Source organism: Ruegeria sp. CDSC054 (assembly GCF_059610645.1).
This window is the reverse complement of the sequence record NZ_JBXWOA010000004.1, coordinates 186,907-206,401: the sequence shown is the minus strand read 5'-3', so window position 1 is coordinate 206,401 and position 19,495 is coordinate 186,907. Positions and strand designations below refer to the sequence as shown.

At 59.0% G+C, this 19,495-nt stretch carries 19 protein-coding genes and 1 pseudogene; 10 read left to right on the top strand and 10 right to left on the bottom strand.

What is annotated here, in order from left to right:
* Positions 1-52 precede the first annotated feature (52 nt).
* The 3 genes from AC2FGC_RS10830 to AC2FGC_RS10820 all read left to right on the top strand — a co-directional run bounded on the left by AC2FGC_RS10830 (position 53) and on the right by AC2FGC_RS10820 (position 4,522).
* A complete protein-coding gene (locus AC2FGC_RS10830) occupies positions 53-2,971 on the top strand; it encodes an error-prone DNA polymerase (RefSeq protein ID WP_496782310.1) in 2,919 nt (972 codons plus the stop codon).
* A gap of 50 nt (positions 2,972-3,021) precedes the next feature.
* A complete protein-coding gene (locus AC2FGC_RS10825; RefSeq protein WP_496726457.1) occupies positions 3,022-3,435 on the top strand; it encodes a group III truncated hemoglobin in 414 nt (137 codons plus the stop codon).
* A 148-nt stretch (positions 3,436-3,583) separates the two neighbouring features.
* Positions 3,584-4,522 (top strand): DMT family transporter, encoded by a 939-nt coding sequence (locus AC2FGC_RS10820; protein ID WP_496726458.1) that lies wholly within the window; start codon positions 3,584-3,586, stop codon positions 4,520-4,522.
* A gap of 54 nt (positions 4,523-4,576) precedes the next feature.
* On the opposite strand, the gene AC2FGC_RS10815 is transcribed toward AC2FGC_RS10820, so the two are convergent.
* Complete coding sequence (locus AC2FGC_RS10815; protein ID WP_496726459.1) at positions 4,577-5,689, bottom strand: S-(hydroxymethyl)glutathione dehydrogenase/class III alcohol dehydrogenase; 1,113 nt, start codon at positions 5,687-5,689, stop codon at positions 4,577-4,579.
* Positions 5,690-5,819: 130 nt separating this feature from the next.
* Here AC2FGC_RS10815 and AC2FGC_RS10810 point away from each other — a divergent pair, with 130 nt between their 5' ends.
* On the top strand, positions 5,820-6,107 hold the full coding sequence (locus tag AC2FGC_RS10810; protein ID WP_496726460.1) for an I78 family peptidase inhibitor: 288 nt from the start codon (positions 5,820-5,822) through the stop codon (positions 6,105-6,107).
* A 42-nt stretch (positions 6,108-6,149) separates the two neighbouring features.
* Here AC2FGC_RS10810 and AC2FGC_RS10805 read toward each other — a convergent pair.
* Positions 6,150-7,148: pseudogene (locus AC2FGC_RS10805) on the bottom strand (formylglycine-generating enzyme family protein).
* A 170-nt stretch (positions 7,149-7,318) separates the two neighbouring features.
* Here AC2FGC_RS10805 and AC2FGC_RS10800 point away from each other — a divergent pair.
* Positions 7,319-8,971 carry a DUF6504 family protein gene (locus AC2FGC_RS10800; RefSeq protein ID WP_496726461.1) on the top strand — a complete coding sequence of 551 codons (1,653 nt, stop codon included), beginning with the start codon at positions 7,319-7,321 and terminating at the stop codon, positions 8,969-8,971.
* A gap of 16 nt (positions 8,972-8,987) precedes the next feature.
* On the opposite strand, the gene AC2FGC_RS10795 is transcribed toward AC2FGC_RS10800, so the two are convergent.
* A complete protein-coding gene (locus AC2FGC_RS10795) occupies positions 8,988-9,713 on the bottom strand; it encodes an SDR family NAD(P)-dependent oxidoreductase (protein WP_496726485.1) in 726 nt (241 codons plus the stop codon).
* A 226-nt stretch (positions 9,714-9,939) separates the two neighbouring features.
* Between AC2FGC_RS10795 and AC2FGC_RS10790 the strand changes: the two genes are divergently transcribed.
* From AC2FGC_RS10790 to AC2FGC_RS10770, 5 genes are read left to right on the top strand one after another with little or no spacing between them, the layout of a single operon-like run.
* Entirely contained in the window at positions 9,940-11,271 is a 1,332-nt protein-coding gene (locus AC2FGC_RS10790) for an NAD(P)/FAD-dependent oxidoreductase (RefSeq protein ID WP_496782308.1), read from the top strand.
* A complete protein-coding gene (locus tag AC2FGC_RS10785; protein WP_496726463.1) occupies positions 11,225-11,770 on the top strand; it encodes a hypothetical protein in 546 nt (181 codons plus the stop codon). The genes AC2FGC_RS10790 and AC2FGC_RS10785 overlap by 47 nt, the downstream gene beginning before the upstream one ends.
* Positions 11,770-12,993, top strand: a complete 1,224-nt coding sequence (locus tag AC2FGC_RS10780; RefSeq protein WP_496726464.1) for an MFS transporter — start codon at positions 11,770-11,772, stop codon at positions 12,991-12,993. The genes AC2FGC_RS10785 and AC2FGC_RS10780 overlap by 1 nt, the downstream gene beginning before the upstream one ends.
* Positions 12,990-13,607, top strand: a complete 618-nt coding sequence (locus tag AC2FGC_RS10775; protein WP_496782307.1) for a DUF3833 domain-containing protein — start codon at positions 12,990-12,992, stop codon at positions 13,605-13,607. Before AC2FGC_RS10780 ends, AC2FGC_RS10775 begins: the two co-directional genes overlap by 4 nt.
* Complete coding sequence (locus AC2FGC_RS10770) at positions 13,604-14,146, top strand: DUF3833 family protein (RefSeq protein ID WP_496726466.1); 543 nt, start codon at positions 13,604-13,606, stop codon at positions 14,144-14,146. The genes AC2FGC_RS10775 and AC2FGC_RS10770 overlap by 4 nt, the downstream gene beginning before the upstream one ends.
* 64 nt (positions 14,147-14,210) lie before the next feature.
* Here AC2FGC_RS10770 and AC2FGC_RS10765 read toward each other — a convergent pair whose 3' ends face one another.
* From AC2FGC_RS10765 to AC2FGC_RS10735, 7 genes are all read right to left on the bottom strand, one after another.
* Positions 14,211-15,239 carry a porin gene (locus AC2FGC_RS10765; RefSeq protein ID WP_496726467.1) on the bottom strand — a complete coding sequence of 343 codons (1,029 nt, stop codon included), beginning with the start codon at positions 15,237-15,239 and terminating at the stop codon, positions 14,211-14,213.
* Between the two features lie 379 nt (positions 15,240-15,618).
* A complete protein-coding gene (locus AC2FGC_RS10760; protein ID WP_496726468.1) occupies positions 15,619-16,755 on the bottom strand; it encodes an energy transducer TonB family protein in 1,137 nt (378 codons plus the stop codon).
* Positions 16,752-17,129 carry an ExbD/TolR family protein gene (locus tag AC2FGC_RS10755; protein ID WP_496726469.1) on the bottom strand — a complete coding sequence of 126 codons (378 nt, stop codon included), beginning with the start codon at positions 17,127-17,129 and terminating at the stop codon, positions 16,752-16,754. The genes AC2FGC_RS10760 and AC2FGC_RS10755 overlap by 4 nt, the downstream gene beginning before the upstream one ends.
* Positions 17,126-17,491, bottom strand: coding sequence for an ExbD/TolR family protein (locus AC2FGC_RS10750; RefSeq protein ID WP_496726470.1), 366 nt, complete (start codon positions 17,489-17,491; stop codon positions 17,126-17,128). The genes AC2FGC_RS10755 and AC2FGC_RS10750 overlap by 4 nt, the downstream gene beginning before the upstream one ends.
* Complete coding sequence (locus AC2FGC_RS10745) at positions 17,484-18,149, bottom strand: MotA/TolQ/ExbB proton channel family protein (protein ID WP_496726471.1); 666 nt, start codon at positions 18,147-18,149, stop codon at positions 17,484-17,486. Before AC2FGC_RS10745 ends, AC2FGC_RS10750 begins: the two co-directional genes overlap by 8 nt.
* On the bottom strand, positions 18,146-18,580 hold the full coding sequence (locus AC2FGC_RS10740) for a hypothetical protein (protein WP_496782305.1): 435 nt from the start codon (positions 18,578-18,580) through the stop codon (positions 18,146-18,148). The genes AC2FGC_RS10745 and AC2FGC_RS10740 overlap by 4 nt, the downstream gene beginning before the upstream one ends.
* A gap of 708 nt (positions 18,581-19,288) precedes the next feature.
* The gene (locus AC2FGC_RS10735) at positions 19,289-19,444 is read right to left on the bottom strand and encodes a hypothetical protein (protein WP_496726473.1); all 156 of its coding nucleotides are present in this window, start codon (positions 19,442-19,444) and stop codon (positions 19,289-19,291) included.
* Positions 19,445-19,495 lie beyond the last annotated feature (51 nt).

Sequence of the window (19,495 nt, the reverse complement as noted above, 5' to 3'; positions counted from 1 at the left end):
CTGCGCAAAGGACTCGAAAAAGAACAAAACGTGAATATAATACGGATTCGTCATGTATGCCGAGCTGTCGATCACGTCGAACTTCACCTTCCTCACCGGGGCGTCCCACCCCGAGGAGTATATGGAGCGTGCCGTGACCCTGGGCCTGCCCGCCATCGCCATCGCTGATGACAACTCGGTCGCCGGGATCGTCCGCGCCCATACGCAGGCGCGCGAGATCACCCGCAAGGTGCGCGAACGGCTTGAGTGGGAGGCGCAGAACACGTCCGTAGGCCCACCCTGCCCCGATCACATCCCCAAACCGCCCTCGTACCCGATCCACGCGGTGCCCCGTCTGATACCGGCGGCACGGCTGATCTTTACCGACGCACCCACGGTTACCGCCCTGCCCCTGAACCGGCAGGGCTGGGCCAATCTATGCCGCATCCTGTCCAAGGGCCGTCTACGCGCCGAAAAGGGCGACTGCATCCTGCACTTGTCCGACCTGCTGGAGTTTTCTGACGGTCTCCACCTACTGCTGTGGCCACAAACGGCCCGGTCTCAGGGCGGCGCGGGCGGCTGGCGGATACAAGCGCAACAGCTGACGCGCCGCTTTGCCGGGCGGGTGCATCTGTTGATGCATCCCCGGTATGACGGCACAGATGGCGTATATTTCTCTTTATTAGAGACTGAATCAAAACAACTCGGCATCCCCACACTCGCCAGCGCCACGCCGATGATGCATCACGGCACGCGCCGCAAACTGGGGGATGTGCTGACCGCCATCCGCCTGCGCCGCAAGGTCGATGAGCTGGGCCGCGAGGCGCTGGCCAATGGCGAACAACGCCTGCGGTCCGAGGCCGAGATGCTGCGCATCTTCAAAGGTTATGAGGGGGCCGTTGCCCGCGCGCATGAACTCAGCGAACAGCTCACATTCTCGCTGGACGAGCTGCGCTATGAATATCCCAGCGAGGGTAGCGAACAGGAAACCCCAACCCAGCGCTTGCATCGGCTGGCGCATGAAGGGTTGAAATGGCGCTATCCGGCAGGCGCCTCCGCGAAAGCGCAAAAGATGTTGGCGCATGAGCTCACCCTGATCGGTAAGCTGAAATACGAACCCTATTTCCTGACCGTCCGCGACATCGTTCATTTTGCCCGCTCGCGCGACATCCTCTGCCAGGGGCGCGGGTCGGCGGCCAATTCGGTGGTCTGTTTCTGCCTCGGCATCACTGAGGTCAGCCCCGAGATGGGCACCATGGTTTTTGAGCGCTTCGTGTCCGAGGCGCGGGATGAGCCCCCTGATATCGACGTCGATTTCGAACATGAACGCCGCGAAGAGGTGATTCAGCACATCTATGACCGCTATGGCCGCGAACGCGCCGGCCTTTGTGCCACGGTCGTGCATTATCGCGGCAAACGCGCCATCCGCGAGGTTGGCCGCGCGATGGGGCTGACCGAAGACACGATCTCGGCTCTGTCTTCGCAGCTCTGGGGGTTCTTTTCCGCCTCTGGCCTTGAAGCCCAGCGCATGCGTGAAATCGGCCTCGATCCCGAGGATCGCCGTCTGAAACAGACTCTAATGCTGGTCTATGAGATCGATGGTTTCCCCCGTCACCTGTCGCAGCATGTCGGCGGTTTCATCATCACCGAGGGGCGCTTGGACGAGCTTGTCCCCATCGAGAACGCCACGATGGAGGACCGCACGGTCATCTGCTGGGACAAGGACGACATCGACTCTTTGGGTATTCTGAAGGTCGATGTCCTCAGCCTCGGGATGCTGACCTGCATCCGCAAGGCGTTCGACCTGATCGGCCAGCACCATCAGACCAGCTATACGCTGGCCACCCTGCCGCCCGAGGACCCGGTGGTCTATGACATGCTCTGCAAAGCAGACTCTGTTGGGGTGTTTCAGGTGGAATCGCGGGCACAGATGAACTTTCTGCCCCGGATGCGACCCCGCAATTTCTATGATCTGGTGATCGAGGTCGCCATCATCCGCCCCGGCCCCATTCAGGGCGACATGGTCCACCCCTATATTCGGCGGCGAAATGGTGAGGAGGAGGTCAGCTTCCCCTCGGACGAACTGGGCGAGGTGTTGGGCAAAACGCTGGGCGTGCCGCTGTTTCAGGAACAGGCGATGCAGATCGCCATCGTCGGTGCGGGTTTCACCCCGGAACAGGCGGACCGGCTGCGCCGTTCGCTGGCGACGTTCAAGAAACACGGCAATGTCAGCGAATTCCGCGCGCTGTTCCTGCGCGGGATGAAGCGTAACGGGTATGAACAGGACTTTGCCGAACGCTGCTTCTCGCAAATCGAAGGGTTCGGGTCCTATGGTTTCCCCGAAAGCCACGCGGCCAGCTTTGCGCTGCTGGTCTATGCCTCGGCCTGGATCAAATGCCACCACCCGGGCATCTTCGCCTGCGCCCTGCTGAATTCGCAGCCAATGGGGTTCTATGCCCCCGCCCAGATCGTGCGGGATGCGCGCGAGCATGGGGTTCAAGTGCGCCCGGTCTGCATCAATGCCAGCTTTTGGGACAATGTGATGGAACCTGACGGTCAGGGCGGGCTGGCGCTGCGGCTGGGCTTCCGCCAGATCAAGGGCCTCAGCGAGGAAGATGCCAGCTGGCTGACAGCCGCGCGCGGTAATGGCTACCATCAGGTCGACGATGTCTGGCGCCGCGCTGGGCTGGGACCATCGGTGATCGAACGGCTGGCCGAGGCGGATGCCTTCGCCGCCTGCGACCTGACACGGCGCGAGGCGTTGTGGCAGGCCAAGGCGATCGCCACAGCCAAACCCCTGCCGCTGTTCTCGCAGGATCTGGAGGGCGAGGCACTGGACGAGCCCCAAGCCTACCTGCCGAAAATGACATTGGGCGAGCAGGTGGTCGAGGATTACGTCGCCACCCGCCTCAGCCTCAAGGCGCATCCCGTCGCCCTGCTGCGGCATCTGCTGACGCCCAAGCAGCGCGACAAAACCACGCCTGTCGCATGACTGCAGAACGGGATATTGCCCCGGAACAGAGTCAAAATCGGACCAATCCAATGAGCAGACCCACCCTGCCCCCACGCTTTCCCGCGACGCCAGATCAGATCAACGCGCAGGTCCGCACCTTTTACGCCCGCGTGCGTGAGGACGCGACACTGGGACCGGTCTTCAACAAACATGTCCACGATTGGCCCGCACATGAGGAGAAGATCGCCGCGTTCTGGCGCAACGCGATTTTGTTCGAGCGCAGTTATGACGGCAACCCGCAACGAGTCCATATCGAGCGGCCCGACGTAAAGCCCGAGTTCTTCGCCCATTGGCTGGACCTGTTCGAAGAGGTCGCAACCCAAACGCTGCCCTCTGAAACCGCGACTCCTTGGGTCGCGCTGGCCCGTCGCATCGGGGTGGGAATGAAAGCGGGCGTGCAATCCGCACGCCAACCCAAGGACGCACCACCGATCCTGCGATGATCCCGCGTCATGGCGGCCATGCAATGTTAGCGGTAAATTAGGGGCTATGCGCGCCACCAAAATGGGTTTACTCAAAGGCAAGCCACCCGCAACATACGCGGTGTGATGGCACAGTCACAACACCGAGACATCACCCGAGGCCACAAAGATGAGCACTCAGAACTCCACCCTTCGGGGACTTGGCTATGCGTTTTTGGGCTTTGCGGTCTTTGCCAGCCATGACGCGCTGATCAAGGCGCTTGGCGGCGTCTACTCGGTGATGCAGATCATCTTTTTCGCCACGCTGTTCTCGTTTGTGCCGATGGCCGTCACGATTCTGACCGACCGGACAACCGGGAACTTTCTGCCCCATCACCCATGGCTGGTGTTGCTGCGATCTGGCCTGATGGTCACCGCGATGTCCTGCGCGTTTTACTCCTTTTCCGTATTGCCGCTGGCCGAGGTTTACTCGCTGCTATTTTCCTTCCCGCTGATCGTGACAGTCCTGTCGATCCCCATTCTCGGCGAAGTGGTCCGCGCCCAGCGTTGGGCCGCCGTAGGCGTGGGCTTGATCGGCGTTCTGATTGTCCTGCGTCCAGGCGCAACGGATATCACGCTGGGCCATCTGGCCGCCCTGACAGCTGCCTTTTGCAGCGCCTTTGCATCCGTACTGGTACGCAAGATCGGAAATGAAGAACGTTCGGCGGTGCTGATCCTGTACCCCATGCTGTTGGCAATCGCCGTGATGAGCCTTGCACAACCCGTTGTCTATCAACCGCCATCCTTGCTGCATCTGGCGATGATGGCATTGGTAGGCGTATTCTCGGTCATCGCCCAGCACCTGATCATTCTGGCCTATCGCGCGGCACCCGCCGGAGTTATTGCCCCCAGCCAGTATAGCCAGATCATCTGGGCTACGATCTTTGGCATGGTCTTCTTTGGTGAACGCCCGGATATCTGGGTTGCGGTGGGCGCCAGCATCATCATCGCATCCGGCATCTATGTGGTCTGGCGCGAAAGCCGGATCAACACCACCTCGGCCAACACCCCGGTTCTGCGCGTGCGATCACCTCGGTCAGATACCGGGGCAACGCGGCCGGGGGAATAAGAAACGGCGCGCTGTTTAGCGCGCCGTAATAGCGTTTTCCGAAGGTTTAGACCCTTAGTAAAGGACCACAGACCGGATGCTTTCGCCTTTGTGCATCAGGTCGAATCCGTGGTTGATGTCGTCCAGACCCATTGTATGAGTGATCATCGGGTCGATCTCGATCTTGCCCTCCATGTACCAGTCGACAATCTTGGGCACATCGGTCCGGCCCCGCGCGCCGCCAAATGCAGTGCCGCGCCACGAGCGGCCAGTGACCAGCTGGAATGGGCGGGTCGAGATTTCGGCCCCAGCCGGCGCCACGCCGATAATGATCGATTCACCCCACCCTTTATGTGCCGACTCCAGTGCTGCGCGCATCACGCCGACATTGCCGGTGGCGTCAAAGGTGTAGTCCGCGCCGCCTTTGGTTAGGTTGACCAGATAAGGCACCAGATCGCCTTCAACCTCGGACGGGTTGACGAAATCGGTCATGCCGAACTTGGTAGCCATTTCGACCTTTGACGGGTTCAGGTCGACGCCGACGATCTGGTCCGCTCCGGCCAGACGCAGGCCTTGAATGACGTTCAGGCCGATGCCGCCCAGACCAAACACGATGGCACGGCTACCGATCTCAACCTTGGCAGTGTTGATGACGGCACCGATGCCGGTGGTGACGCCACAACCGATGTAGCAGATCTTGTCGAAGGGCGCGTCCTCACGCACTTTGGCCAGCGCGATTTCCGGCAGAACCGTGTGGTTCGCGAAGGTTGAACAACCCATGTAGTGCAGGATCGGATCGCCATCCAAGGTCGAAAACCGCGAGGTTCCGTCGGGCATCAAGCCCCGGCCTTGGGTTTCGCGGATCGCCTGACACAGGTTGGTCTTGGGGTGCAAACAGTATTCGCACTCACGACATTCAGGCGTGTAGAGCGGGATCACGTGATCACCCGGTTTCAGGCTGGTCACACCTGGGCCCACTTCAACCACAACGCCTGCGCCTTCATGGCCCAGAATCGCCGGAAACAGGCCTTCGGGGTCAGCGCCCGATCGGGTGAATTCGTCGGTGTGGCAGAGGCCGGTGGCTTTGATCTCGACAAGAACCTCGCCCGCCTTGGGGCCTTCGAGGTTCACATCCATCACTTCCAAAGGTTTGCCCGCCTGGACGGCGACGGCGGCACGGGTACGCATGGTTGTTGTCTCCCTGTCTTATTTGCCCCGACCCTGCGTCAATTGCAGGGCATTTTCAACTGCGCTTTGGTGACAGGTTGGCTAATTGTTTGATATTGCAGTAACGACATTGTCAGAAGGAGAAACGCCAATGCACCGATTTATTCCCGCTCTGGTCCTGCTGGCAGCCTGCGCCGAGACGACCGCGCCTGTTGCAACACCTGCGTCGACGGACGCCGCCTCGGTTGATCTGGCCTTTTGCCAGGGCGAAGCTTTTGCCGATTCCATTGGCCAACCGGTGTCGACCATTCAGGGCCAGCTGCCCGAACGCTCGCGCGTTCTGGGCCCCGATGACATCGCCACACAGGATTACCGCATCGACCGGCTGAACGTTTATGTGACCGGTTCGGGGATCATTCAGCGCCTGACCTGCGGGTAGTACACATTTTGGCAGTGCCTCATCAGCTCTGAACGGAGTTCTTTACTTCTCCGCTTCGAAGATGCGAACAACCCGAATACCTAGGTAAGGTCTCCTGCGATCCAAAGTCGGGCGTATACGAGACGCTGGACGCAACCCATCCATGGCGGTATTGAACGCCCCGCCTTTGGCGACCACGCGCTCGCAAGAACTTTGCTGTTTTGAGAGCGACAGGTAGGCACTACTTGTTGGCAAGCCTAAATGCTCTTCCGTCCACCAAGACAGGGTAATCTCATCAACATTGCCCGACATATGGCGAACACCCCACGCATTGGCGGCGTCAAGGTCTTCAACCGGAACCAGAATTCGTCGGTTCTTGAGCGCAGGTAGTGTTACTTCGCGCCCGCGCAGATGCTCTGTCGTCCTTCTCGAAAAGTTCGCCTGATCAGCAGTCAGTTCGTCCCCTTGCGCGAACCTAGTTTCCGTCCCGGCGCGGGCGGCGTATTCCCATTGTGCCTCGGTTGGTTAACGATAAACCTCCTCGCCAACCAGCGAGTTCAACCACGCCGTGTATTCCAGCGCATCCAGATACGACACATTAATCACCGGATGACTCGGACCCAGTTTCTTATGACCGGACAGCGTAAGCGCGCTGTGCTCTTGCACGTGAGAGCAACCACCATCGTCAACACAGGCCATCCACTCCGCGTGCGTGATTTCGTTTCGACCAATCGCATAGGGAATATCCATCTCGACCCGATGGCGAGGATGCTCATGGGGTATAATGTTGACCTCATCCGGTCCGCGCACACCGATATAGCCGTCCTCGCCATAAAACGTGAACCGGTTACGGGATTCGCCGGGGATGGCCCCCATCATGAATGAACCAGGAGGCATGACGATCATTTCGGGGCAATCTTCACATTCCTGAAAACGCTCAAGCGGATTTCCGATAGGCCCTCTCGTCGGCGTGGCACTTTCTGCCGCGGCCTTCGCGGTACATACCGCTCCCCAGATCACAAGCAATGAAACGGAAAGAAATGCCGCACGATAGAAAATCATCTCTTTTTTAAGTTCCTGAACGGGGGTGAACTGCGCCCATTGGCTGGCAAATTTGAATCACGCCATAGGGAAAATTGCAACTTGATCACCGCCTTTTTCGGCTGGGTCGCTCTCGACTCAATAGGCGATTCTGCGATAAGAACAAAGTGAGAACATTTTGATGTCTGCCGATGCCGAAACGCCGAATACTCTCATTGTGGTTCCCCCGTCTGGGGGCTGAACGGCTGATCCGTGCTGCGCGGGGGCTGCATGCTGGCCCTCTGGCCGTGGTTGCGGAACAGTCAAACATGCAGGTGATTACCTCGCTGAACGTGGAAGCGCAGGCCGCCGGTCTGCGTGTGGGTCAACCCGTGCGTGATGCCCACGCCATGTGTGCAGCCCTGATCACGCGACACCGCAACGCCCCGGGTGAGGCCGCGTTTCTAACCGCGCTGCGCCGTTGGGCCGGCAAGTTCAGCCCCTGGGTGGCCGAAGAGGCCCCGGACGGGCTGGTCGTCGATCTGTCAGGCTGCACGCATCTGTTCGGCGGGGAAGAGGCACTACTGAGCGTCATTGAAACCGACTGTGCAGATATGGGGCTAAGCGTGCAGATGGGCATCGCCGACACGCTGGGCGCGGCCTGGGCGCTGGCGCGGTATGCAGGGCAAGAGGCCACATCAGATCGCAACGGTGACGCCATCAGCCAAGAGGCCCGTGCAACCCGCGCGCGTGCAGGGAAACGGCGGCACTGGACCAAGGGCGGGGCCGCGCCGCAAGTGATGGCTCTGGGCGGTGGCGCGCGGATCGCAGCACCAGGGCAATCTTATGGCGCGCTCAGCCCCCTGCCGATTGCGGCGCTGCGCCTTGAGGATCAGGTAGTCGCACAACTAAACCGACTGGGTCTGCGCCGGATCGGCGATCTACTGGGCCAGCCGCGCGCAAGTTTGGCGCGGCGATTTGGGCGAGGGTTAGTTCTGCGATTGGATCAGGCGATGGGCAGCGCCCCCGAGCCGGTCTCGCCCGCACGTCCGCCCCATCACTTTGCGGTGCGGATGACCCTGCCCAATCCGATCGGCCTGATCGAGGACGTGATGGCCGCCATCGACCGAGTCTTGCCCACGCTGTGCGCGAAGCTGGAAGAGAAGGCGCGTGGCGTCCGCACCCTGCGGCTTGAGGCACATCGCGCCGATCAGGCGGCTGAGATCATCGAGGTTGGTTTGGCTCGGCCCACTTACGACAAACACCGCATTCGTCCTTTGTTAGAGATGAAAATTGATAAGATCGACGCAGGCTATGGCATCGACATGCTGCGGCTTGAGGCGATCCAGACCGAGCCCATCCACACCCGCACAGTGGCCGGTCACGCCGAGGCGCGCCGCGTGGCCCGCAATCGGCTGGAGGGCAACACAGCCGTGGATGACCTGATCGGCAAGCTAGGCGCACGTGTCGGGCTGGACGTGATCACCCGGCGGCACCCGGCAGCCTCACATATCCCCGAAAAAACCGCGCAGACGTTGGCGGCGGCGTGGTCGGAACCCGCCCGTGACTGGCCTGCCCCGTCGCGCCCGCGTCCGTTGCAGATGTGGCAGCCCGAGCCGGTGATGGCCGCTGAAGCCCCGGATGTTCCAGCCGCCTTTCGGTGGCGCGGGCGCGACTGGCAGTTGGCACAGGCCACCGGTCCGGAACGGATCGCACCCGAATGGTGGCTGGACGATCCCAACTGGCGCAGCGGCGTGCGGGACTACTGGGTGGTTGTCACCGAACAGGGTGAGCGGCTGTGGCTGTTTTACGGCCATGGCGGCACGATGTCGGCAGGCTGGTTCTGTCACGGGCAGTTTGGGTAGAACGCCAGATCAGAGTCTATTTTCCGCGGTAAATCAGCCAATCCGGCAGGTAATCCAGCAAACGGATAACCCAAGAGAACGGTGCCGGGAAATCGGTGCGGAACCGGCGACGTGACATCGCCCTGACCACCCGGTCCGCCGCGTCCTCGGGTGTCATCAGCATCGGCATCTTGAAAGCGTTCTTTTCGGTCAGCCGGGTCTTAATGAAGCCTGGATTGACGATCCGCACGGTTACCCCCGTGCCGGCCAGATCAAATCGCATCGTTTCAGCCAGAGAGACCAGCGCCGCCTTGCTCGCCGCATACCCAACCGCAGCCGGAAGCCCGCGATAACCAGACAAAGACCCGATCAGCGTGATGTCACCCCGACCCGCGCGCACAAACCCGGGCACCGTCTCGCCCAAAACGCGCAGCGCGCCAAGATAATTCACGTCTGTCATCGACAGAACAGCATCGGTGTCCCAATCGGCTGATTTCATCGGCTCATAGGCCCCGGCATTGTAAACCAGACCATCCACACCCCCGACCTCTGCCACGGCGCTGCGCACAGCCTTCAGGTCGGTCACGTCGAACGGCACCGCCCGCGCATTCGGAAGGGTTTCGCAGATCTCGGCCAGTCGTGCCGCATTGCGCGCCGACAGGACCAGATGTGCCCCCTGACGGCTTAGCGCCTGAGCCAAGGATCGGCCCAGGCCCTCGCTGGCGCCAACAATCCAAATAGTTTTTCCGTCAAAACTGTTCATGCTTGGGCTATCCGCACTGTCGGGAACACATGATCCGGACATTGGTTTCGTGTTTTTAAGACATGTTAGGGATTCTACGATCAGGTACCAAAGCTGGATCACGTGACTGCACCAAAAATCGGGCAGACTTTACGAAGTAACGCACGTTCAAAAAAAGTCCAACGTGATTGATCCGTACCCGCAACTAGTACGTAATCCTTTTTAAATGTCTCACTAAGGGGATCACATGTTCGACGAACCACGGGGCTCACGCAAGAAAATCGCAATTGTAGGTGCAGGCATTTCGGGTCTATCCGCCGCTTACTATTTATCCGAAGACAACGACGTAACGATCTATGAGGCCCAGCCCCGGCTGGGCGGTCATGCCCGGACGGTGATGGCGGGCAAGAACGGTGATCAGCCGGTCGACACCGGGTTTATCGTGTTCAACTATGCCACCTACCCGAACCTGACAAAATTGTTCGACGAACTGAACGTCCCCGTCATTCAAAGTGAGATGAGCTTTGGCGCGACGATCGACAATGGTCGCCTCGAATACGGGCTGAACAATCTGCGCACTCTGACCGCGCAAAAGCGTAACCTGATGCGGCCGGCCTATTACAAGATGATCTCTGACATCCTGCGCTTTGGCAAAGAGGCGCCAGGGGCAGCCAAGGACGATGACACCACAATTGGGGAACTGATTGATCAACTGAGACTGGGCCACTGGTTCCGCCACAACTATCTGATGCCCATGTGCGGGGCGATCTGGTCCACCCCCGTTGAATTCATTGACCGTTTTCCCGCGCGGTCGCTGGTACAGTTCTTTCAAAACCATGCTTTGCTGGCCGGTGATCGAACCAAACAACACCAGTGGTGGACGGTCAAAGGCGGCAGCATCGAATATGTCCGCCGCATCGAGGCCTCTCTGCGCGCCCGCGGTTGTGAAATCCGCGTTGCTGCTCCGGTTCAGAACGTTCAGCGGAATGAGTTGGGCGTAACTGTACATAGCGAAGGTCAGGCCGATCTGTATGATGAGATCATCCTCGCCACCCATTCCGACCAGTCACTGGCCATTCTAGGCGACAGCGCCACACCCGAGGAAAAAGCCGCCCTCGGTGCAATCAAATACCAACCTAACAAGGCCGTTTTGCATTGCGACCCGGGCCAGATGCCCAAAAGGCGGGCCTGCTGGTCCAGCTGGACCTATCGGTCGCAAGCCGGAAATGTCGGCGTCACCTATTGGATGAACAGGTTGCAGAACATTCCGGACAGCGATCCGATGTTTGTGACGCTCAATGTCTCGGCAGATATTCCCGCGGACAAAATCTATGACGAGGTCGAGTTTGCCCACCCGGTATTCGATCAGGCAGCCCTGAAGGCACAAGGCCAAATTCGCGAGATGCAGGGACAGAACAAAACGTGGTTTGCCGGCGCATACAACCGGCACGGTTTTCACGAGGACGGGATTGCCAGCGCGATGCATGTTGTCGAGCGATTGAATGGCACCCCGCAAACCATCGGAGCTGACAATGGCGTTCTGGATAAAGACCAGGTCATCCCTGTCGCGGCAGAATAGTCCATTCTGGCGCGCAATTCTTCTTTCATTGACTTTGCTGGCCCCAAGCGGGCTGGCAGCGTCAACCGTATCGAATGCTTTGCCGAGTGCCGAATTGCGCGGCTCGGCAACGTTCCGGTATCTGGGCCTGCCGATTTATGACGCCAAGCTGTTTACGCCCGGTGGCGCCCCGTTCAGCTGGAGTGAGGATTTCGGTTTGCAGCTGACCTACCGCAGGAACATCAAGCAGAAGGCTTTGATCGAATCCACGCTTGATGAAATGACACGGCAGGGCAACAGCGGGCTTACACAGGCCAATCTGGGACAGTGCTTTGAGGCCGTCAGCAAAGGTGATGTTTATCTGGCTGTTTCGGATGGGCCGAACAAGGTTGGTTTCTGGCTCAACGGGCGCAAAACCTGCAACCTGACTGGGCAGGGCATCAAAAATACATTCATGTCGATCTTTCTTGGCGACAGCACTAGATCGGCAAGCTTTACGCGCCAGTTGAAGGGGCAATGATGCTGTATCCACGGGTCAGCCTCTATGCGCTGATGCTCGCGGCAGCGGGTATCCCCCTCTATATCCACCTGCCGCGCTTTGCAGCCGTCAACCTTGGGATCAGCCTTGGCGTCATCGGCACCGTTCTGCTGGTGATCCGACTGGTGGATCTGGTGCAGGACCCGCTGATTGGCTGGGCGATTGACCGCTGGCCGGGTGGCCAGCTGGCATTCGCCGCTGTGGCCGCAATTGGGCTGGCCATGGGCTTCCCGCTGCTCTTTGCTCTTCCAGAAGGCGCAAGCGTGACATCGCTGATCCTGATCCTAATCCTGCTGTTCTCGGCCTATAGCCTTGGAACCATTCTGCTTTATGGGCGCAGCGCGACACTGGCTAAAGCACCGGACACGAAAGAGTTGATGACACTGGCAGCCTTCCGTGAAGGTGGACAACTGGCCGGGGTTGTCATCGCCGCCAGCGCGCCCGCGCTGTTTGTGGCTTTCGGGGCCGGTGCGCAGGGATATCCAGCCTTTGGCCTGTTCCTGGGCGTCCTGTCGATCGTCACCATCGCGGTGACCTTTCCGATGTGGCGGCGGACACCGATTACGGGTGCGGGCCTGTCTTTCACCGGATTGGGTCAGGCCGGGGCGCTGCGCCTTCTGGCGCTGGCTCTGGTCAACAGCCTGCCGGTCGCCATCACCTCGACCCTGTTTCTGTTTTTCGTCGAGGACCGGTTGCAACTTCCGGGCAAGGCGGGTCCCTTGCTGATCCTGTTCTTCCTCAGCGCCGGGGCCAGTGTGCCGCTTTGGGCCAAGCTCAGTAATCGCATTGGCCCAAAACAGACCCTAATTATTGCAATGCCGCTGTCTATTGCCAGCTTCATAGGTGCCGCGATGTTGCCGTCAGGCGAACTTCTGGGCTTTGCCCTGATTTGTCTTGCCTCTGGCGCGGCGCTCGGGGCTGACATGGTGGTCCTGCCTGCCATGTTCTCGGTCGTTTTGACCCGCGCTGGCCTGAATGCGTCAGCTGCGTTCGGTATCTGGTCCTTTGCTGGCAAACTGGGCCTTGCGCTGGCCGCCTTCTTTACATTGCCCCTGCTGGAACGCAGCGGTTTTACACCTGGTCAATCGAATACCGCCCAAGCCCTGGACACACTCAATCTGGCTTATGCGGTACTACCCTGCATCCTGAAATTTGGTGCGTTTGGCATGGTCCTGACGTTGCCCACGGAGGTCTCAGCCAAATGAAAACGCTTGTTGTTTTACTGTTCGCCGCTCTCGCTTTGTTTATCGCCAAGAACCGGTTCCTGAGCTTCCGGTCGCAAACACCGGCCGACTACGCCGGCACTGGGCCTGCATTCAAAATGAAAGAGGTACTGAGCGGAGAGATCCTGTCCGAAGGGCTGATCTATGGGCCGAACGGCAAGATGTCGAACAGTTTTGTCGCCCGTATGGTTGGGAAATGGGATGGAAACACCGGCACGTTGGCCGAGCATTTCACCTATTCCAACGGCAAACAGATGACACGCAAGTGGTATCTGACGCTGGGCACCGGCAATACGTTCACCGCCACGGCGGATGACATCGTCGGCGAAGGTCATGGAACAATTTCAGGATCAACTGTCAAACTTACCTACCGCATTATTCTTCCCGAGGATGCCGGTGGGCACACTTTGGACGTCACCGACTGGATGTACCTGACCGAAAACGGTATAATCATGAACCGGTCCGAGATGCGCAAGTTCGGCATTAAGGTCGCTGAATTGATTGCCACGATGCGTCCCGCGCCCGAGGTCAAATCCGCTCATGTCCCCGGCTCAAACGGCTATGATGCGGACGCAGAGCAAAGGCCGCTGCAATGATCTCGCGCCGGGTTATTGTCGCTGGTCTGGCAGTCATCGGTCTTGCGGTTCTAACCGCCTGTTCTGCCAAACCGCGTATTCCCAAGACCTTTCTGTCAGACCGGCTGCTGAACCTTGAAGAGTTTTTTGAAGGGAAAACCGTCGCTTATGGTCAGTTTCAGGATGTTCTGGGCAACGTACCGCGCCGATTTACGGTGGATATCGACGGAACGTGGGATGGTGAAACCCTGACCCTGGTTGAGGATTTCGTCTATGATGACGGCGCCACCGAACAGCGTGTCTGGACGCTAACCAAGGCGGGCGAGGACACCTGGACCGGCACGGCCCCCGGCGTTCTTGGAACCGCCAGCGGTGTCGAACGCGGCGATACGTTCAACTGGACATACAAGATCGACCTACCGATCAAAGAAGGCACCATGCGGGTCAACTTTGACGACTGGATGTGGCTGCTGGACGATGACCGTCTGCTGAACCGAGCCTATGTCTCGCGTTATGGCGTCCGGCTGGGCGAGGTCATTCTGTTCTTTGAGAAGAAATAAGCTAGCATCTAAAGAAAAGGGCAGGTCCGAAGACCTGCCCTTAAACTTTGTGGTTTAGCTCAACTTAGAAGTTGAACTGCGCACCGAAGTCAGCGCGGATGCGCCCGTCCTCGTCACCCGTTTTGATTTCGCCGATACCACCACGCAGCGATGCACCGCCGCCCAGGTCGTAGATGGCGCCAATTCCGATATTGCGGGTATCGTTGTCAGCGGAACCGTCACCGTAAGCAAACTGCAGGGTGGTTGCAGCGCCGAGGTCGTATGCCAGCGACAGACCGTATGCGGTGCCGTTCTCGGCGTCATCAACAACGTCATCGTCAGCTACGAACAGTGTACCCGAGAAGTCACCGAATTCTGCGCCCAGGGTCAGAACGGTCAGCGACTGCTTTTCGCTGCTGCTGTTCACGTTCGCCTTGGTCTGACCATAAGCCAGAGCGGCAGTGATGTTGTTGAATGTGTAGGTTGCGCTGATGTCCCAACGGTCTGCGTCTTGCGGAACACCGTCCAGAGCAACAGTTGCCTGGTCATATGACGCGCCAAATGCGAAATCGCCAATTGCGTACTGGAAGAACACGGCATTCGCGCCCGAACCGGTCGAGGTGTACTCCAGGAAGCTGTAGTCAACGCCCGAATACTGACCTAGGAACTCTTCCAGGCCCGGTTCGTTACCGAAGTAGTTTGCCAGGTTGTCGAAAGAACCCGCAACGTTGCCGGCGTCAACACGCAGACCACCGTAGATGACAGAGAAGCGTGCGCCGTTCAGGCCCGCGCTGTTCTGTTCGCCGTTGCCGGAATCGTCATCAGCCTGCAGACGAACACGTGCCTGGAACTCAACGCCGCCATCGGTTTCTGCGGTGCCGTCGATGTTCAGACGGAAGCGCGAGACCAGGATGGTGTTGTCGGTGTCGACGGTCGCGGTGCCGGCGCTGGTAACTGCGCCGGTTGCCGGATCAACGGTGAAGTTGTCAACAGTACCGGTACGGTCTTCCTGATATCCAATACCAAAACGGCCGTAGCCGCTGAATTTAACATCCGCGGCAGCAACGCTTGCGGTTGCGATCAACGCGGTCGATGCAATGAGGAGATTTTTCATGGTAAACCCATAAGATTTGAGAGGAGTGTAGCCGCCAAAGCGACTGTTGGCCTATTCGAACAATTTCCGAGCACACGCAACGATTTCGCAGCATTTCTCGTGGCGCACACTGGGCACTTGTTGCATCTTTGCAAATGCAGAAAATGCCGACAGTCCAATTTCCCGAGCATTTACGTGTGTTTTCGTATTCAGTCGTATTTTATTACAAAGATTTGATCACAGAAATGCGGCGATACCTCTTTAAATGGCAAAAATCGTTCAGGTTTGCAAATGAGACTTCCGGAGTTGTTAACCGGCATGTCCGGAAATGGTGGATTCGGGCGAAATCCCGCCCAAAACTGGCCCTGGTTTGGACGGATGGAGCGCTTAAACCCGCCAATCAATTGCTGGTGTAGAAGAAGGACAACTTGCGGCTGACCCCACCTGGCGGCAGCGGAAAGGGCGAGGCCGCCTGCACTTGCGCCCTTGCGGCCCGGTCAACATCGGACGACCCTGAACTGTCGATGACATCGACCCAGGCCAGCGTGCCATCGGGATTGATTTCGAAAAACACCTTGGCAAATCCCCGGGCAGCAACAAATACCGGCGGCGCGCGGTTCAGGTGGACCAAGACTTCACCCGCATAATTGGTGGTGTCCGAATTGCCGGGGCCACGCCCGCCCGAGCGGCTGCCACTGCTGCCAGTCGTGAAGGCATCCAGACCTTCGCGCCTGTAGGCGTAAAGGGGCGATTCAACCACCTCTGACGGGAACTGCAACTCGCTGAAGTCGCGCGCGCCGTTCAGTGTGCCCCGCCTTTCGGGCGCTGGTTGCCGGTCGGGGCGCTGCGGCCGGATCGAAGACGTCACGGCCAGTTCTGTCACGTCCTCCGTCGCATCCTGGTCGGTCGGTTCAACCGGGTCATCCGGCTCAATCGCCTCAGACTCCAACGGGACAACGGGAATCGCGGCCTCGGGCGACGGGGTGACCGGCAGCGCCGCCAGCTCTTGCGGTTGGGGTGATACGGGCTGGACTTCGGTCGCGACCTCTGGCTCGACGACCTCTGCCTCGGGAATTCCTTCGGGCACCTCGGTTGCTGTTTCCGCCTCGACCGGCGGTGTTTCATTGAAATTTTCGCTGGCGGCGGCATCGCCTTCGGATGTGTTTTCGGTCTCTGCCACATCAGGCTCAACCGGTTCCGTGGCAGTCGGCTGAACCACTTCTGCTTCGCCGATATCGGGCGCGTAAACCTCCTGCGGGTTTTCCGACGCGACAAGCGCCTCACTGACCGGGATTTCCGGTTCCTCAGGCGGTGTTTCAACCGGAGGCTCTGGTGCCTCGGCCGGTTCGGGTTCAACCGGCTCGGCGGCAACCTCGGCAAGATCCTCGAATGTCGTGCTTAGTTCGATTGATTCAGGCGCTTGGCCGCCTGGCGCGTCTTCTGCAAGCCGCTGCCCGGTCACGCTGAGCCCCATCAGGTGCAGGAACAGCGACACCAGAATGGCCGCCGCCGCAATCAAAACCGACCGGCGGATCATTCCAGCGCCTTCTCGGTCACAACAAAGACGGATGACGCGCCTAGACGGCGTAACGCGCCGGTCACCTCGATCAGACGCGGGCCCGGTGCATTTCGGTCGGGGACGATGCGCACGCCATCGGCCCCTTGGTCACGCATATGCATTTCAGGGTCGGTTGGAATTCCACGATAGCTCAGCGAGCCGTCGGCGTGCAGGATCAGCGCATCAGGAGGCTCGCGCCCTTCTAGGTCTGCAGTGTTCACCAGCTCAAGATCCGGATCAAGCGGCGGAGCCAGCGTGCCGGTGAGCAGGAAAAAGATCAGCATCAGGAAGACGACGTTGATCAGCGCAATAGTTGAGTCGCGTCTGCGTTTGGGGCGCCTGTACTTGATCATTCCAGCACCAGAACGCTTAATCCGTCACGCCCGCGCAGCCGGACCAGGACGTCGATGACGCGCTGCGCCGTTGTATCCGGGTCCAAACTGACCAGAACCTGCCCGGCCTCCAGTTGCGTTTCCAGATCACTAAGAGAGACCGTTTGCCCGTTCAGCACCAGTCGTTCTGCCCCCAACTGCAGGAACAACCGCTCGGTCGGCGTGTCCGAGGTCGCACTGCCGCCCACTGCGTTGCTCAGTTCGATCTCGCCATATTTGGAAAAGGTCGAGGACAGCATGAAGAACAGCAACAGCAGGAAAATCACGTCGATGAGCGGAGTCATCGACATGGGGCGCCGTACGAAGGGTGCGGTGTTACGCATGTCCGGGGGCGGTCGCCACAGCCCGGGTATCGTCGGCCTGCGGAACGGCCTGCCCCGGCACCAGAATTGTCCGCAGCGCCTTGTCTGCAAAGACCCGTTCGCGCGCGGTGCGGCTTTCGAACCAGGACAACAGCATCGAGGTCGGCATCGCCACGGCAAGCCCCACAGCCGTTGTCAGCAGGGCGACCCAGATACCACCGGCAAGCAATGATGGATCGACCGACGACCCGGCGGATTGCAGGCTGCGAAACGCCTCAATCATCCCTAGGACGGTGCCAAACAGACCCAGCAGCGGCGCAAGTTGCGCCACGGTGTCCATCAGTCGGAAGCCGCGCTCAAGCCCCGCAAGCGCCAGACCGGCCTCGGCATCCAGCCTTTGGTCCAAACCCGGCGTATCTGAGGCCTGCATCGCGGCCCGTACCAGGGGGGCAAGATAACTGCGGCTTCTGTCCAGGCGGGCGTGGGCGGTTTGCGGATCGCCTGCATCCCAAGCCGCCAGCGCCTCGGACAACACTCGGTGACGCCCGACGCCGGATGCGGCAAACTGCCAAAGCTTATAAAGCGTGACCGCAACGGTCACCACCGACATCGCGATCAGGATCGCAACAACAGGCCCGCCCAGATCAAGGATTTCGCGCAGCGCATCAAAGGGGCTCATCCAATCAACTCCACATCTATTCGGCTTTGCAGTTTCAGACTGTCTTCACATATCGAACTCTCCTCCCCGGCCACCTTGCAGGTGTTTGTGCCGTTGATCAGGGCTTTTCCAATCGAACTGCAGTCTCTGTCGCGCAAGACGAATTGGCGCACACGCAGGCGATCTTCCGGTAGGTCACGGAAATTGAAGAGCGTCAGGCTGACTACGCTGCCGGAAGCATCAAAGATCACCGTCTCAAAGCTGGCTTCGTCAATGGCTGTCCCGGTTTGGTTTTCCGCCACAAACGTCAGTCGACATGCGTTTTCGACATCCTGAACCGAATTCAGCTCGATTTGCAGGCCGCCCGAAACAGTTGCTTCGGTCTGTGCCATTGCGGTTGCAGGTAATGTGCATGCGCAAAATGCAGCAAGTGCCGGACGGAGAAAGAACATTGGCGCGCTCCCGATTGTTCAAGGCAGACATCAAGGGCCGGCGACGCTCCGCTGGCGTTCAGCTACACATAGTCAATGCAAGGGGTTGGCGAAAGGGGGACCTTTGGGTTTGTGAATAGGGATCACGCCAGCGTTCATGTGCGGTTGCAAGCGCAGAGGTGATCAGCCACTCAGGGGTGTTTGATTTCATACCGTGTTCAGCTGAAATCACGATACTTTGGCTTTCAAAAATCTGTGCCTAAACAAGCCGGTTTTCCTGGATCGTCGGGTAGACCGAACTGTCGGCCTTTCTGAATTCCCACTCATGCATCTTTCCGCCAGTTTCACCAAAACTGACTTGACTGGGAATATGCGAAGTTCGCCAAGCAATCCACGGTCAACAAGGCTGGGGAGATACTCGATCGGAACACAGCCTGAAACATTCGATGGCTCCGATAATGGCCCTGTATAAAGTTGCTGTACTGTCACAGGAGGTCAATTGACCTTCAGGGCGCCAAATTTTGTGTCAGTAACGCATAAGAGTGCGATTTTTGCAGCCAATCTAAGTGAAGCAAAATTAGCCATCTGATAATATATAGAAGATCCCCGAACCATCAGTTATTCAACCATATGCGTGCAGGCGAAACTCGTAACCTTGCAGAAACACATGCGGGCCGACAAAAAAACACCCGCTGAAAGCAGGTGTCGCAGCATAACTTCTGGAAGTGCTTAGTCTTGATCGCGCAACCACGTCTCCAAGATAGCTTCGCGACGGAAGAACTCTTCATATTGCTCTACCGAAACGGTGAATGGTTCGCGAGTACAGCGAATGGCCGGTTCGACGCCCACAACGCGGCGATCCAACTCCGTGATCAAAGGCAGCAAAGGGCCGCCTCATTCGAGCGAACTGCGACTGGTGCCCAGATGCTTTTGCTA

Bases quoted from the DNA above. Each gene is read 5' to 3' on its own strand.
- AC2FGC_RS10770 (WP_496726466.1), top strand. From the start codon at position 13,604: ATGATCTCGCGCCGGGTTATTGTCGCTGGTCTGGCAGTCATCGGTCTT.
- AC2FGC_RS10750 (WP_496726470.1), bottom strand. From the start codon at position 17,491: ATGCGTAACACCGCACCCTTCGTACGGCGCCCCATGTCGATGACTCCG.
- AC2FGC_RS10780 (WP_496726464.1), top strand. From the start codon at position 11,770: ATGCTGTATCCACGGGTCAGCCTCTATGCGCTGATGCTCGCGGCAGCG.
- AC2FGC_RS10800 (WP_496726461.1), top strand. From the start codon at position 7,319: ATGCCGAAACGCCGAATACTCTCATTGTGGTTCCCCCGTCTGGGGGCT.
- AC2FGC_RS10810 (WP_496726460.1), top strand. From the start codon at position 5,820: ATGCACCGATTTATTCCCGCTCTGGTCCTGCTGGCAGCCTGCGCCGAG.
- AC2FGC_RS10790 (WP_496782308.1), top strand. From the start codon at position 9,940: ATGTTCGACGAACCACGGGGCTCACGCAAGAAAATCGCAATTGTAGGT.
- AC2FGC_RS10745 (WP_496726471.1), bottom strand. From the start codon at position 18,149: ATGAGCCCCTTTGATGCGCTGCGCGAAATCCTTGATCTGGGCGGGCCT.
- AC2FGC_RS10755 (WP_496726469.1), bottom strand. From the start codon at position 17,129: ATGATCAAGTACAGGCGCCCCAAACGCAGACGCGACTCAACTATTGCG.
- AC2FGC_RS10830 (WP_496782310.1), top strand. From the start codon at position 53: ATGTATGCCGAGCTGTCGATCACGTCGAACTTCACCTTCCTCACCGGG.
- AC2FGC_RS10820 (WP_496726458.1), top strand. From the start codon at position 3,584: ATGAGCACTCAGAACTCCACCCTTCGGGGACTTGGCTATGCGTTTTTG.
- AC2FGC_RS10740 (WP_496782305.1), bottom strand. From the start codon at position 18,580: ATGTTCTTTCTCCGTCCGGCACTTGCTGCATTTTGCGCATGCACATTA.
- AC2FGC_RS10785 (WP_496726463.1), top strand. From the start codon at position 11,225: ATGGCGTTCTGGATAAAGACCAGGTCATCCCTGTCGCGGCAGAATAGT.
- AC2FGC_RS10825 (WP_496726457.1), top strand. From the start codon at position 3,022: ATGAGCAGACCCACCCTGCCCCCACGCTTTCCCGCGACGCCAGATCAG.
- AC2FGC_RS10765 (WP_496726467.1), bottom strand. From the start codon at position 15,239: ATGAAAAATCTCCTCATTGCATCGACCGCGTTGATCGCAACCGCAAGC.
- AC2FGC_RS10795 (WP_496726485.1), bottom strand. From the start codon at position 9,713: ATGAACAGTTTTGACGGAAAAACTATTTGGATTGTTGGCGCCAGCGAG.
- AC2FGC_RS10760 (WP_496726468.1), bottom strand. From the start codon at position 16,755: ATGATCCGCCGGTCGGTTTTGATTGCGGCGGCGGCCATTCTGGTGTCG.
- AC2FGC_RS10815 (WP_496726459.1), bottom strand. From the start codon at position 5,689: ATGCGTACCCGTGCCGCCGTCGCCGTCCAGGCGGGCAAACCTTTGGAA.
- AC2FGC_RS10775 (WP_496782307.1), top strand. From the start codon at position 12,990: ATGAAAACGCTTGTTGTTTTACTGTTCGCCGCTCTCGCTTTGTTTATC.